This window comes from Variovorax sp. GW821-FHT10B04, assembly GCF_059415645.1.
The window spans coordinates 645,667-659,858 of sequence record NZ_JBWKNQ010000001.1 but is presented as its reverse complement, the minus strand read 5'-3'; the positions used below and the strand labels follow the sequence as shown (position 1 = coordinate 659,858).

Genomic DNA, 14,192 nt, shown 5'->3' with positions numbered 1-14,192 from the left:
TGAGCGGCGACTGTGCCTGCGGTCGATGGATCGGAGAAAGAAGAAAAACGTGGAACGTTATGCGGCGAGCGATGTGTCGATGGCTCAGAAGTCCGGGCCGCCGAAGCCGCCTGGCGCGGCGGCCGGTGCGGGTGCGGTGTCGTCCTTGGGCGCCTCGGCCACGATCGCCTCGGTCGTGAGGATCAGGCTGGCCACCGATGCCGCGTTCTGCAGCGCGGTGCGCGTCACCTTGGCGGGGTCGAGCACGCCTTGCGCCACCAGGTCGCCGTAGGTGCCGTTCGCGGCGTTGTAGCCGTAGTTGCCGGTTCCTTCGAGGACCCTGGCCACCACCACGCTGGACTCTTCACCCGCGTTGGCGACGATCTGGCGCAAGGGCTCTTCGATGGCGCGCAGCACCAGCTTGATGCCGGCGTCCTGCTCGGCGTTGTCGCCCTTGAGCGTGCCCGCCTTGAGCACCGCCTGCTTGGCGCGCAGCAGCGCCACGCCGCCGCCGGGCACCACGCCTTCCTCGACGGCTGCGCGCGTCGCGTGCAGCGCGTCTTCCACGCGGGCCTTCTTCTCCTTGAGTTCGACCTCGGTGGCGGCACCGACCTTGATCACGGCCACGCCGCCGGCGAGCTTGGCGACGCGCTCCTGCAGCTTCTCGCGGTCGTAGTCGCTCGTGGCGTCGTCGATCTGGGTGCGGATCTGCTTGACGCGTGCCTCGATGTCGGCGGCTGCACCGGCACCGTCGATGACGATCGTGTTGTCCTTGCCGACCTCGATGCGCTGCGCCTGGCCCAGGTCGGCCAGCGTGACCTTCTCGAGCGTCAGGCCGACTTCTTCCGCGATGACCTTGCCGCCGGTCAGGATGGCGATGTCCTCCAGGATGGCCTTGCGGCGATCGCCGAAGCCCGGCGCCTTGACCGCCACGACCTTCAGGATCCCGCGGATGGAATTCACCACCAGCGTCGCCAGCGCCTCGCCTTCGACTTCCTCCGCGATGATCAGCAGCGGGCGGCCCGCCTTGGCCACGGCTTCGAGCGTCGGCAGCAGCTCGCGGATGTTGCTGATCTTCTTGTCGAACAGCAGGATGAAGGGGCTGTCCAGCACGGCGACCTGGCGCTCCTGGTTGTTGATGAAGTAGGGCGAGAGGTAGCCGCGGTCGAACTGCAGGCCTTCGACCACGTCGAGTTCGTTGTTCAGGCTCTTGCCGTCTTCCACGGTGATCACGCCTTCCTTGCCGACTTTGTCGATCGCGTCGGCAATGATCTGGCCCACGTCCCAGTCGGAGTTCGCCGAGATGGCGCCGACCTGGGCGATCTCCTTGCTGGTCGTCGTCGGCTTGGCGAGCGTCTTCACTTCGGCGACGAGCGCGATCACCGCCTTGTCGATGCCGCGCTTCAGGTCGGCCGGGTTGAGGCCGGCGGCAACGTACTTGAAGCCTTCGCGGACGATGGCCTGGGCCAGCACCGTGGCCGTCGTCGTGCCGTCGCCGGCGTTGTCGCTGGTGCGCGAGGCGACTTCCTTCACGAGCTGCGCGCCGATGTTCTCGTAGCGGTCCTTGAGTTCGATCTCCTTCGCGACCGAGACGCCGTCCTTGGTCACGGTCGGTGCGCCGAAGCTGCGTTCGAGCACCACGTTGCGGCCCTTGGGGCCGAGCGTGACCTTGACCGCGTCGGCGAGGATGTTGACGCCGCGAACGATCTTCGCGCGGGCGTCGTCGGAGAACAGGACGTGTTTGGCTGCCATGGGAATTGCTCCGGATGATTTCTATGTCTGGGGGGTGAGGTGTCGGTCGCGGTGGCCTGGTCGATCAGGCCAGGAGCACGCCGAGGATGTCTTCTTCGCGCAGCACCAGGACTTCGTCGGCGCCGAGCTTCACGGTCTGGCCGGCGTACTTGCCGAACAGCACCTTGTCGCCGACCTTGACGTCGGGCGCGAGGCGTTCGCCCCGTTCATCGCGCTTGCCGGGGCCGACGGCCAGGACTTCGCCCTGCTCGGGCTTCTCACCCGCGGAGTCGGGAATGACGATGCCGCTGGCGGTCCGGGTTTCGGGTTCGTTGCGTCGAATGACGATGCGGTCGTGCAGCGGGCGGATGGATGACATGGGCAAGGGCTCCTGGGGTCGGATGGGACAGTGGCTGCCGATGGTCGGGCCGCATCCCTTTCAGTGGAACGAAGGCTTTCGCAGAAGCTTTCTCTTGGAGCGAGGAAGTGCCGTGCGGGCACGGCACCGTCGCTCAGAACGCGGGCAGCAGCGTGCCTTTGAATTTGGTCTCCAGCAACTGGCGGACCTCGTCGGACTGGAAGGCTCGCACCAGCTTCGGCACCCAGGGCTGGTCGCGGTTCTTCTCCTGCACCGCGATCACGTTGGCGTAGGGCCCGCCGGGCGGTTCCGCGGCGATGGCGTCGCGCGCGAGCAGCAGGCCGGCTTGCGAGGCCTGCGCGGTGATGACGGCGCCGGCGTCCACGTCCGACAGCGAGCGTGCCAGGATCAGCGAGTCGATCTCCTTGATCTGCACCTTCTTCGGGTTCTCGACCACGTCCAGCAGGGTCGCGTTGTCGCCCTTGCTCACGTCGAGCGTGGGCCGCAGCTTGATGACGCCGTAGTGCTGCAGGATCAGCAGCGCGCGGTTGCGATTGGTGTCGTCGCCGGGTATGCCGATCACGGCCTTCTCGGGCAGGCTCGCGAGCGACTTGTAGCGCGTGGAGTAGATGCCCAGCGGCGCGCTAAGCGTCTTGCCGACCGGCACCAGCTTGTAGCCGAAGGCCTTGATCTGCCCGTTCAGGTAGGGCTGGTGCTGGAACGCATTGGCATCGATGTCGCCATCGTTGAGCGGGCCGTTGGCGTTGATGTGGCCGCTGAAGACCACGGTCTGGATGGTGAGGCCTTCGCGCGCGGCTGCCTTCTGCGCCGCCTGCACCACGTCTTCCATGACGCCGCCGCTGATGCCCAGCCTGATCGTCGTCTTGTCCTGCGCGTGCGCGCCGGAAGCGAAGGAGAGAACGGCCACGCAGGCGGCCAGGAGATGTGCGAATTTCATTGCGATCGATGGTCCCGGGGGGATGAAAAAAGAGCAGCGAATCTAAGGCGCCCACCGCCGCATCGCGTCGATGCATTTCAGTTATTCATATGCATGAAACCGGCTTGGAGGACGGCGTCGCGGTCGTTACGCTCCCTGTCCTTTGACCGGCCAGATAGCCCAGATAGCCGCATTGCATGACTGACCTGTCCGATATCCACCGGGTGCTCGACCGGCCCGCCGACGCATCGCCAGCGTCGATGGGCGCCGTTGTCCCTCCGCTCGTCTTCGAGGATCTTTCCAAGCATTACCAGGGGCCGGCGGGCACGATCGCCGCGCTGCAGGACATCGACCTGCGCATCGAGCCCGGCGAGGTCTTCGGCATCATCGGCCGCAGCGGTGCAGGCAAGTCCACGTTGCTGCGCACCATCAACCGGCTCGAGCGTCCGAGCACGGGCCGCGTGCGTGTGCAGGGCATCGACGTCAACACGCTCGGCGAGCGGGAGCTCGTTCGGTTGCGTCGACGCACCGGCATGATCTTTCAGCACTTCAACCTGCTGTCGTCCAAGACAGTCTGGCAGAACGTGGCGCTGCCGCTGCAGGTCGCGAAGGTGCCGGCAGCCGAAGTCGAGGCCAAGGTTGCGCGCCTGCTGGACCTGGTCGGCCTGGCGGACAAATATGCGGTGTATCCGGGCAAGCTGTCCGGCGGGCAGAAGCAGCGCGTCGGCATTGCGCGCGCGCTGGTGCACGACCCCGAACTTTTGCTGTGCGACGAGGCGACGTCCGCCCTGGACCCGGAGACCACGCAGTCGATCCTCGCGCTGTTGCGCGACATCAGCCGGCGGCTGCGGCTGACCATCGTGCTGATCACCCACGAGATGTCGGTGATCCGCGAGATCTGCGACCGCGTGGCGGTGCTGGAGAAGGGGCGGGTGGTCGAGCTGGGCGAGGTGTGGCGCGTGTTCGGCGATCCGCGCGACGATGCCACCCGCGCGCTGTTGCGCCCGCTGCTGCACGACGTGCCACCGGAGCTGCTGGCGGGTGTCGAGCCTGTCGGCGACGCGTTACCGCTGCCTGCCGCAGGCAGCCTGCTGCTGGCGCTGCACTTCACGGGCGAGTCGCGGCAGGAGCCCGACCTTGGCCGGCTCGCGCAGGTGCTGCAGGGCGGCGTGCAACTGATCCATGGCGGCATCGACCGCATCCAGTCGCGACCGCAAGGCCGGCTGCTCGTCGCCGTGACCACGGCACTGCGCGACGTCGCTGCCGTGCGCAGGGCAGCGCATGGCCTGGTCGATCGCCTCGACGTCCTGGGGGTGCGCCATGGTGTTGCTTGACCTGTTCATCGCCGCCATCGGCGAAACGCTGACGATGGTGTCGATCTCCGCGCTCCTGGTGCTTGTCATCGGGTTGCCGCTGGCCGTGCTGCTGGTGACGACCGCGCCCGGCGGCATCTACGAGGCGCCGCGCCTGCATCGCGCGCTCGGCACGGTCGTCAACATGTTCCGTTCGACGCCCTTCATCATCCTGATGGTGGCGCTCATCCCGTTCACGCGCTTCGTGGTGGGGACGACCATCGTCGTGTGGGCCGCCGCTGTGCCGCTCACGGTGGCGTCGGCGCCGTTCTTCGCGCGCGTGTCGGAGGTCAGCCTGCGCAGCATCGACAAGGGGCTGATCGAAGCCGCGCAGGCAATGGGTTGCGAACGCCGCGACATCGTGCGCCACGTGCTGCTGCCGGAAGCGCTGCCCGGCCTGATCGCGGGCTTCACGCTCACCGTGGTGGCGATGATCGGCTCGTCCGCCATGGCGGGCGCGCTCGGTGCGGGCGGCCTCGGCGACCTGGCGATCCGCTATGGCTACCAGCGCTTCGACACCGGCGTCATGCTGATGGTGATTCTGCTGCTGATCCTCCTGGTCAGCCTGGTGCAGTTCGTGGGCGAGTCGCTGGCGCGGCGGCTGACGTGCTGAAGCGAAGAGCTTGCGACGGGCCCGGTATCCCGGTATCGGTATTGCGGCGGCGCGCGCCGCTCAGGTGCCGGCGCCGACCGTCGGCTGCCCGAGCGCGGCGCGCGTCAGATGCGGCGCGAACGACGCGATGAATTCGTAGACGAAGCTCTGCAGGTGATCGCCGCGGCAGATGGCCAACTGGGTCTGGTGCTGCCCGAACAGGTGGCTGGCGTCCAGCGCGCGCAACTGCGCGTCGCGGGCGCCGTCGTACGCCAGGTCGGCCACGATGCCCACGCCCATGCCGAGCGCGACGTAGGTCTTGATGACGTCGGCGTCCATGGCCGCCAGCACGATGTTGGCGCGCACGCCCTGCCGTGCAAAGGCCTCGTCGATGCGTGAGCGGCCGGTCAGGCCGTTGTCGTAGGTGATCAACGGCCACGCCGCGAGCGCCTCGAGCGTGAGGAGTCCGCCACCCAGCAGCGGATGGCCCTTGGGTGCGACCACCACATGGTTCCAACATCGGCAGGGCAGCACGAGCAGCTGCGGGTAGTCGCCGAGCACCTCGGACGCGATGCCCACGTCGGCATCGCCGTCCAGCACCATCTGCGCGATCTGTCTGGGAGACCCCTGGTGCAGTTGCAGCCGGACTTCGGGGAACCGGCTTCGAAAGGCCTGCACGGCCGCGGGCAGTGCGTAGCGCGCCTGCGAATGCGTCGCCGCCACCGACAGCACGCCCTGCTGCTGTGAGAGATAGGCCTGCCCGACGTCGCGCAACTGGCGGCTTTCCAGCAGCACGCGTTCGATGATCGGCAGCAGGTGATCGCCCGGCCGCGTGAGCCCGGTCAGCCGCTTGCCCGCCCGCACGAACAGGTCCACGCCGAGTTCCTGTTCGAGGTCGCGGATCTGCCGGCTCACGCCGGACTGCGACGCCCCCAGCCTGTGCGCCGCCTCGGTCAGGTTGAAGCTGGCGTCGACGGCTTCATGCACCGCGCGCAATTGCTGGAGATTCATGGTGCCCCTTCGGCCGGCGTCGCCGCGTCCGGCGGTCAGTGCACCTTGAAGAATCCATGCCGCTCGGCGAGCAGCGCGAGGATGCGGCGGGTGTCGGTGACGAAGCGCGTGCTGCCGATGGCGAGCGCGTCCGGCGGCGCGGGTTGTTCGTCCCCGAGGATCAGCACGGGCAGCCCCTGGTGTGCTTCGTCGAGCGCGGCGATCACGTCGGCACGCGGGCGCGCGAAGGGGTGATGCGAGATGTCCAGCCTCGCGGTCAATTCGGGAGCGCTGGCCAGCAGACCTTCGATCGGAAGACAGTCCGGACAGACGAAGTTCTCGCCCGGATGCCCGGGGTCGGCAAAGCCTGGAGAAAGCAGGAGGAGGCGGTCGCGGCTCATGGAGTTTCCTTGGCGGGCACCCGGCTGTGCCAGGGTGCAAAGCGATCGATGCTAAGGACGCACCGGTCGGTGCGCAAAGATGAAAAACGTATTTGGTAACGCGCTGGACGCCGCTGCGCCAAGCCGTTCCGCGCATAAGCAAGTGCGCATTCCTTCTGATGGCGCGTTGCATCGACCCCAATAATTCCCGTCGATGTCCGAGCCCCGACCCCTGATCCTCAATGCGTTCACGATGAGTGCGGTGTCGCATCTCAACTATGGGCTGTGGCGTCATCCCGATGACCAGAGCTGGCGCTACAACGAGCTTGCGCACTGGACGGGTCTGGCCCGCACCCTGGAGCAGGGCGGCTTCGACAGCCTGTTCATCGCCGATGCGCTGGGGCAGCTCGATACCCATGGCGGCAATGCCGACGCATCGTTGCGCACCGGCACGCAGTCGCCGCTGTCCGACCCGTTGCTGGCCGTGTCCGCGATGGCGGCCGCCACCGAACATCTGGGCATCGGCGTCACCGTCTCGACGACCTATGAACATCCCTATCTGCTGGCGCGCAAGTTCACCACGCTCGACCACCTGAGCAACGGCCGCATCGCCTGGAACATCGTGACCTCGCAACTCGACAGTGCCGCGCGCAACCTCGGGCTGGCCGAGCAGTTGCCGCACGACGAGCGCTACGAGCGGGCGGATGAGTTCCTGGACGTTGCGTACAAGTTGTGGGAGTCGTCCTGGGACGACGGCGCCGTGCTGCGCGACCGGGAGCGTGGCATCTACACCGATCCCGCGGCCGTGCACGGCATCGGCCATCACGGGCGCTGGTACGACGTGCCTGGCGCACACCTGAGCGAGCCGAGCCCGCAGCGCACGCCCGTGTTGTTCCAGGCCGGCGGCTCGCCGCGCGGCCAGCGCTTCGCAGGCCGGCATGCGGAGCTGGTCTTCGTCGCGGGCGCGAATGCGGCCGGCATCCGCCGCAGCGTGGAGGCCATTCGCGGCTTTGCCGCCGAAGCCGGGCGGGCGCCCGATGCAGTGCGCTTCGTGGCGCCGATCGCGGTGGTCACGGGCGCCGACGACCGCGCCGCGGCGGACAAGCTGGCCGGGTACCGCCGCTACTACGACGCCGAAGGCGCCATCGTCCATTACTCGGCGAGCACCGGCATCGACTTTTCGGCGCAAGACCTCGATGCGCCGATCCGCCATCAGGAAACCAACGCCAACCGTTCGCTGCTGAGCAATCTCACGCAGGACCCGACCCGCGACACGCCCTGGACGCTGCGCGAGGCATTGGCGCCGGCCGCGGGTTTCGGGCGTCACAAGACACTGGTCGGCGGGCCCGCCACCGTCGCCAACGGACTGCAGGCCTGGCTGCGCGACACGGGCACCGACGGCATCAATCTCGCCGCCATCGTCAACCCGGGCAGCTTCAGCGACTTTGCCGAGTTCGTCGTGCCGGAGCTGCGTCGGCGGGGCCTGTTGGCCGATCCGCCCGCGGTGCCCCGGACGCTGCGCGAGCGGCTGTTCGGCGATGCGCGGCTGCCGGCCGACCACCCTGGCCGGCGCCAGCCGCAACCATCCACCGCAAAGCCATGAGCACCGACAACACACATCGCGCCACCGCGCGCGCGCCGCTGATCTTCAACGGCTTCGGCATGAACGTGGTCGGCCACGTGTCGGCCGGACTCTGGCGCCATCCACGCGACCAGGCCCATCGCTACACCACGCTCGCCTACTGGGTGGAACTGGCAAAGCTGCTGGAGCGTGGCGGCTTCGACGGGATCTTCCTGGCCGACGCCGTGGGCCATCTCGACGTGTACGGCGGCAACGCCGACGCGTCGCTGCGCACGGCCGCGCAGTCGCCGGTGAACGATCCGCTGCTGCTGGTGTCGGCCATGGCGGCCGCCACCGAGCACCTGGGCTTCGGCATCACGGTGTCGACGACCTACGAGCAGCCCTACCTGCTGGCACGCAAGTTCAGCACGCTCGACCATCTGACGCGGGGCCGCATCGCCTGGAACGTCGTGACCTCGATGCTCGAAAGCGCGGCGCGCAACCTGGGCCTCGGCCAGCAGATCGAGCACGACGAGCGCTACGACCGCGCCCAGGAATTTCTCGAAGTCACCTACAAGCTGTGGGAAGGTTCGTGGGAAGACGGTGCGGTGGTGCGCGACCGCGAACGCGGCGTCTACACCGATCCGTCGAAGGTGCATCCGATCCGCCACCATGGGCGCTGGTACGACGTGCCCGGCGCCCACCTGAGCGAGCCGAGTCCGCAGCGCACGCCGGTGATCTACCAGGCCGGCACATCGCCGCGCGGCAAGATCTTCGCGGCGCTCAATGCCGAGGTAATCTTTCTCGGTGGCACCAACCCGGCGGCGATCCGCCGGTCGGTCGATGCCATCCGCGCGCAGGCGGTGGCGCTGGGCCGCGCGCCCGACGCCATCAAGTTCATCACCGCGGTCAGCGTGGTCGCCGCGGCCACCGACGCCGAGGCCGAGGCGAAGTACCGCGACTATCTGTCGTACACCAGCACCGAGGCGGCGCTCGCGCTGTTCTCCGCATGGACCGGTGTCGACTGGTCGGTCTATCCGCTGGACCATCCGCTCGAATACATCGAGACCAACGCCAGCCGTTCGATCCTCGCGGCGCTCTCCAGCGTGGACGCGGACCGGCGCTGGACCGTGGGCGGCATCGCCGAGTACATCGGCATCGGCGGCATCCATCCGACGCTGGTCGGCGGGCCGGCCAAGGTGGCCGACCAGCTCGAAGCCCTGGCCGAGGCGGCCGGCGTCGACGGCTTCAACCTGGCCTATGCGATCAGCCCGGGTTCCTTCGAGGAGTTCGTCGAGTTCGTCGTGCCCGAGCTGCGTGCGCGCGGGCGCATCAAGCCGCGCGCCGACACGCCCGTCACTCTGCGTGAGCGGCTGCAGGGCGAAGGCCAGGCGCGGCTGCGCGCCGACCACCCGGGCGCCGCGTTCCGCTCGCTCCAACCAGCGGACCGACCCTCCGTTTCAACTTCGGCCGATACGGCCAGCGCCACATGACGTCCACCGCCAACACGCACGCCGTTGCACCCTATCGCGGTCTCGATGCCGCGTCGTTCACCCACTGGCAGGGCGTGGCGCGCGAGGTCGCGTCGCAGCTCGCCCGGACCGCGCTCGCGCGCGATCGTGCCAACCAGAACCCCGAAGCCGAGATCGCGTTGCTGCGCGATGCCGGCCTGCTCGGCCTGGCCACGCCGGTCGAGTTCGGCGGTGCGGGCGCGAATCTCCCGCAGGCCTTGCGCATCGGCCAGATCGTCTCGGCCGCCGACGGGTCGATCGGCCAACTGTTGCTGTATCACTACTCCAACGGCGTCTGGAGCCACATCCTCGGCACGCCCGCGCAATGGGAGCATGTGGCGCGCGGCGTGGCAGAGAAGGGCTGGTTCCAGGGCGGTGTCAGCAATCCGCGCGACCCCAAGTCCGACATCGCGGAGCGCTACGGCAAGTTCCACATCAACGGCACGCGCACCTTCGCGACCGGCGCCTCGGTGGCGTCGGTGCTCACGGTGACGGTGTGGCTCGGTGAGCGCCTGGTGAACTTCCAGGTGCCGGCCGACCGCGCCGGCCTGCGCTACGAGAGCGACTGGGACAACCTGGGCCAGCGGCTCACGGCCAGCGGCAGCGTGGTCTTCAGCGATGTCGCGGTCGATCCGTCCGAGCGGCTCGCGGGCCTCGACGAATGGCCGGGCGACGTGGCGCTGCGCGACGGGCTGCGTTCGCAGTTCAGCCAGCTGATCTTCGTGTACCTGTATCTCGGCATCGCCGAAGGCGCGCTGGCGGCGGCCGGCGACTACGTGCGCACGGCGGGCCGGCCCTGGCCCGAATCGGGGCTGGCGGATGCGGGGCAGGACCCGTATCACCTGCAATTGCTCGGCCGCCTGTCGGCCGGCGTCGCGGCCGGCATTGCGCTGGCCGATGTCGCCGCCGCGCAATACCAGGCGGCGCTCGAGAAGGGCCCGGCGCTCACGGCGCAGGGATGGGGCGAGCTGGCCTTGCGCATCTCGCAGGCCAAGTCGGTCGCGAGCGAGATCTCGGTCGAGACCAGCACGCAGATCTTCCAGGCCACCGGCGCGCGGTCCACGGCCAACCGCTACGGGCTCGACATCTTCTGGCGCAACGTGCGCACGCACAGCGTGCACGACCCGCTGCCCTACCGCCAGCGCGAAGTGGGGCAGTACGTCATCAACCGCGTGCTGCCGAAGCCGCGCGTGTTCGTGCCCCCCAAGGCCTGATTCATTTTTTCTTCTCTGGAGCGGCCCGCTGCACGGGCCGGATTGCTGCCATGTCCGATTCCCATCTGCCCATCGTCAACGATGCTTCCGTGACCCGCCGCCAGGGCCGTCGCCATTTCATGGCCACGATGGCCGCCATGGCCGGCGTGGTGTCGCTCAGCCTGCAGGATGCTTCCGCGCAGGAGAAGAGAGGCACGCCGCGGCGCGGCGGCACGCTGGTCGTGGGCCTGAGCGGCGAGCCGTCGGTGTTCGACCCGAATCGCCAGTTCAGCTACGAGACCTACCGCATCGACCTGCACATCTACGAGTCGCTCGTGGCCGAGAACCTGGCGCGCCCTTTCAAGGACGGGCCGCCGGAGATCATCCCCGCGCTGGCGGAGAGCTGGCAGGTCAGCGACGACGCGAGGACCTTCACCTTCAAGCTGCGCAAGGGCGTGAAGTTCCACGACGGCACCGACTTCGACGCGGAAGCCGTGCGCTTCAACGTGCGGCGCTTCACCGACCCCACCTTCGAGTTCTACGACGTGCGTTCGAACGGCTCGATGAAGCCGGTGTACGGCGGGCTGAAGGAGATCAAGGTGCTCGACGCGCACACGGTGCAATACGTGTTCGCGCATCCGTTCATCGACTTCCTGCGGCTGCTGCCGCAGGGCAACTTCGTGTCGGGCGTGTTCAGCCCGGCCGCGCTGCAGAAATACGGACAGGACGGCCTGGCCGAACACCCGACCGGCACCGGGCCCTACCGCTTCGTGAGCCGCGTGCGCAACGAGAAGACCGAGCTGGTGCGCAACGACGGCTACTGGGGCGCGCAGCCGTATCTCGACAAGCTGATCTTCCGCCCCATCAACGACGACGCCACGCGCCTGTCGGCGCTGCGCTCGGGCCAGCTCGACATCCTGAGCAAGATCCCGGCCGATGGCGTGGAGGGCCTGCGCAAGTCGGGCTACACGATCCACGACAGTCCCGGCGCGAACCAGCTGTTCCTGAGCTGGTACTTCGGCAATCGCTTCGCCAAGGACAAGGCGGTGCGCCAGGCCTTCGTGAAGGCGATCGACCGCGAGGGCCTGGTGAAGTCGCTCTACAAGGGGCTGGCCTTCCCGTCGTACAGCATCTTCAACTGGGGCAGCACGGCCTACGACCCGGCGCAGAAGGACTTCGCGTACGACCCGGCCGGCGCGCGCAAGCTGCTGGCCGATGCCGGCTACAAGGACGGCGAGATCGAGTTCTCGATCATCACCTACACGCTGCAGCAGCCGGTGATCGAATGGATCCAGCGCGACCTGGCCAAGGTCGGCATCAAGATCAACATCATCTCGCTCGAATGGCTGACCTACGCCAGCAAGCTGGCCACGCCGACGCCCGAGACCGCGTTGTTCACCATGGAGTGGGGCTTCATCACGCCGTACTGGCTCAAGCTGGCCTACCAGACCTACATCGTGTCGCGTGGATCGGGCGAGAAGGTGGTCGACCCGGCGCTCGGCCCGGCCGTCGAGAAGGCCGCCGCGCAGACCAGCGAGGCGCAGGCCATCGTGGAATGGAAGAAGGCCAACCTGATCGCCCAGCGCGACGCCGCCTTCGTGCCGCTGCTGTCGCCCACCGTCAACTTCATCAGCGGCAAGAAGGTGCAGGGTTTCAACGTGCCGCTGCAGAACTTCTACGACCTGAGCAAGGTCTGGCTCGAGAAGTAGGCCGGCGATGATCGCGCGCTCCATCGCCAGCCGCGTGCTGCAGGCGATCCCGGTGTTCCTGGCCATCTCGGTGCTGGTGTTCTTCATCTCGCATCTCGGTGGCGACGACCCGATCACCAACGCACTGGCCGGCATCCTGCCGCAGGACGCGATCGACGCGATCCGGCGCGAATACGGACTCGACCAGCCCGTGTACGTGCAGTACCTGCTGTGGCTGAAGCACCTGTTCTCGGGCGACTGGGGGCTGTCGCTCACGCTGCGCGTGCCGGTGTTCGACGTGCTCGGCAAGGCTTTCTTCAACACGCTGATCCTGACGGTCGGCGCGGTGCTGATCTGCCTGCTGGCGGGCGTGTCGGTCGGCGTGCTGGCCGGCCTGAAGCGCGGCTCGGCGATCGACGGCGTGACGATGCTGGTCATCCAGCTTGGCCACAACCTGCCGGTATTCTGGTCGGGCCTGGTGCTGATCTGGCTCTTCGCCGTGCGGCTCGACTGGCTGCCGGCCTCGGGCATGTACGACATGCGCGGCGACCAGACCTTCGGCGACCTGCTGGTCCATCTCGTGCTGCCGGCCTTCTCGGCGGCGATCGTCTCGATGCTCATCCTGGCACAGCTGGTGCGCGCGTCGGTCATCGAGATCATCGGCTCCGACTACATCCGCACCTATCGCTCGCAGGGCTTCTCGCGCGGCACCATCCTGCGCCGGCATCTCGGGCGCAACCTGCTGAGCCCGGTCGTCAACATCACCGGCCTGCAGATCGGCTACCTGCTCAGCGGCGTGATCTTCGTGGAGAACGTGTTCGCCTGGCCGGGCATCGGCACGCATCTCTACAACGCGGCGGCCGGCAAGGACTATCCGATGACGCAGGCGGGCGTGATGCTGATCACGGGCTGCTTCCTGGTCGTCAACCTGGCCACCGACGTGATCCTCGACCTGCTGAATCCGCGCCTGCGCGCCTGAGCTTTTACCGATGTCTCCTCCCGATCCTTCCTTTGCCCTGGCGGCCGAACTGCCGTCGCACGAGACCGAGCCCTTGCTGCCGTCCGGCGGGCTGGTGCACTGGCGCCGGCTCAAGGCCAACAAGCTGGCGCTGGCGAGCCTGGTCTTCATCGTGTTCATGCTGCTGGTGTCGCTGCTCGCGCCGTGGATTTCGCCGTACGACCCGAATGCCGCGGCCGATCCGTCGCTGCGGCTCGCGCCGCCAGGCACGCCGGGCCATCTTCTCGGGCTCGACGGACAGGGCCGCGACTTGCTCAGCCGCTTGATCTGGGGCGGCCGGCAGTCGCTGCTGTCGACGATCCCGCCCGTTGCCGCCGCCGTGCTGCTGAGCCTGGCGCTCGGGCTGTATGCGGGCTACACGCGTGGGCGCGGCTCGGCGCTGGTCATGCGCGTGATCGACATCCTCTTCGCGTTCCCGATGGTGCTGCTCGCGATCGGGCTGGCGACCGCGCTCGGGCCGGGCCTGTGGACCATCGGCCTCACCATCGTCTTCTCGGCGACGCCCTATCTGGCGCGGGTCGTCTACGCGGGCGTGCGTGCCGAGCGCGACAAGGACTACGTGGAGGCCGCCCGTGCGCTGGGCGCGTCGACCCGCACGGTGCTGTTCTCGGAGATATTGCCGAACGTGGCCACGGCCGCCGTGGTCTACGGCACCACGCTGGTGGGCAGCATGATCGTGTTCCTTTCCGGGCTGAGCTTCCTCGGACTCGGCACCCAGCCGCCGACCGCGGACTGGGGCCGCATGGTCAGCGAGGGCGCGCAGGTGCTGGTGCTCGACGCGGCCCACGTGGCGACCGTTCCCGCCTTGACCATCGTGCTGGTGGCACTCGCCTTCAACTGGCTCGGCAACGGCCTGCGTGATGTGCTCGATCCCAGAAATTGACATGCAAATCCCCATGCCC

Annotated in this window: 13 protein-coding genes; 8 read left to right on the top strand and 5 right to left on the bottom strand. The window is 68.0% G+C overall.

From position 1 onward, the window contains the following. Positions 1-84: 84 nt before the first annotated feature. From groL to AC07PZ_RS03125, 3 genes are all read right to left on the bottom strand, one after another. Complete coding sequence (gene groL / locus AC07PZ_RS03135; RefSeq protein ID WP_495293547.1) at positions 85-1,731, bottom strand: chaperonin GroEL; 1,647 nt, start codon at positions 1,729-1,731, stop codon at positions 85-87. A gap of 64 nt (positions 1,732-1,795) precedes the next feature. After that, entirely contained in the window at positions 1,796-2,089 is a 294-nt protein-coding gene (locus AC07PZ_RS03130; RefSeq protein ID WP_495293546.1) for a co-chaperone GroES, read from the bottom strand. Positions 2,090-2,222: 133 nt separating this feature from the next. Then, entirely contained in the window at positions 2,223-3,026 is an 804-nt protein-coding gene (locus AC07PZ_RS03125) for a MetQ/NlpA family ABC transporter substrate-binding protein (RefSeq protein WP_495293545.1), read from the bottom strand. A gap of 176 nt (positions 3,027-3,202) precedes the next feature. Here AC07PZ_RS03125 and AC07PZ_RS03120 point away from each other — a divergent pair, with 176 nt between their 5' ends. Together AC07PZ_RS03120 and AC07PZ_RS03115 are read left to right on the top strand one after the other, a co-directional pair. Then, positions 3,203-4,339: a methionine ABC transporter ATP-binding protein gene (locus tag AC07PZ_RS03120; protein ID WP_495293544.1), complete on the top strand. Its 1,137-nt coding sequence runs from the start codon at positions 3,203-3,205 to the stop codon at positions 4,337-4,339. Then, a complete protein-coding gene (locus tag AC07PZ_RS03115; RefSeq protein WP_495293543.1) occupies positions 4,326-4,970 on the top strand; it encodes a methionine ABC transporter permease in 645 nt (214 codons plus the stop codon). The genes AC07PZ_RS03120 and AC07PZ_RS03115 overlap by 14 nt, the downstream gene beginning before the upstream one ends. Before the next feature lie 60 nt (positions 4,971-5,030). Here the strand turns inward: AC07PZ_RS03115 and AC07PZ_RS03110 are convergent, their stop codons facing one another. Beyond that, on the bottom strand, positions 5,031-5,960 hold the full coding sequence (locus tag AC07PZ_RS03110) for a CysB family HTH-type transcriptional regulator (protein WP_495293542.1): 930 nt from the start codon (positions 5,958-5,960) through the stop codon (positions 5,031-5,033). 35 nt (positions 5,961-5,995) lie between these two features. Further along, complete coding sequence (locus AC07PZ_RS03105) at positions 5,996-6,340, bottom strand: DUF3088 domain-containing protein (protein ID WP_495293541.1); 345 nt, start codon at positions 6,338-6,340, stop codon at positions 5,996-5,998. 193 nt (positions 6,341-6,533) lie between these two features. Between AC07PZ_RS03105 and AC07PZ_RS03100 the strand changes: the two genes are divergently transcribed. The 6 genes from AC07PZ_RS03100 to AC07PZ_RS03075 are packed head-to-tail and all read left to right on the top strand — an operon-like array spanning position 6,534 to position 14,173. Then, a complete protein-coding gene (locus tag AC07PZ_RS03100; protein ID WP_495293540.1) occupies positions 6,534-7,922 on the top strand; it encodes an LLM class flavin-dependent oxidoreductase in 1,389 nt (462 codons plus the stop codon). Further along, a complete protein-coding gene (locus tag AC07PZ_RS03095) occupies positions 7,919-9,373 on the top strand; it encodes an LLM class flavin-dependent oxidoreductase (RefSeq protein WP_495293539.1) in 1,455 nt (484 codons plus the stop codon). Before AC07PZ_RS03100 ends, AC07PZ_RS03095 begins: the two co-directional genes overlap by 4 nt. Continuing rightward, the gene (locus tag AC07PZ_RS03090) at positions 9,370-10,605 is read left to right on the top strand and encodes an acyl-CoA dehydrogenase family protein (RefSeq protein ID WP_495293538.1); all 1,236 of its coding nucleotides are present in this window, start codon (positions 9,370-9,372) and stop codon (positions 10,603-10,605) included. Before AC07PZ_RS03095 ends, AC07PZ_RS03090 begins: the two co-directional genes overlap by 4 nt. A gap of 50 nt (positions 10,606-10,655) precedes the next feature. Further along, positions 10,656-12,293 (top strand): ABC transporter substrate-binding protein, encoded by a 1,638-nt coding sequence (locus AC07PZ_RS03085; RefSeq protein WP_495293537.1) that lies wholly within the window; start codon positions 10,656-10,658, stop codon positions 12,291-12,293. 7 nt (positions 12,294-12,300) lie between these two features. Then, positions 12,301-13,251, top strand: coding sequence for an ABC transporter permease (locus tag AC07PZ_RS03080; protein ID WP_495293536.1), 951 nt, complete (start codon positions 12,301-12,303; stop codon positions 13,249-13,251). A gap of 10 nt (positions 13,252-13,261) precedes the next feature. Beyond that, a complete protein-coding gene (locus AC07PZ_RS03075; RefSeq protein ID WP_495293535.1) occupies positions 13,262-14,173 on the top strand; it encodes an ABC transporter permease in 912 nt (303 codons plus the stop codon). The last annotated feature ends 19 nt before the right edge of the window (positions 14,174-14,192 follow it).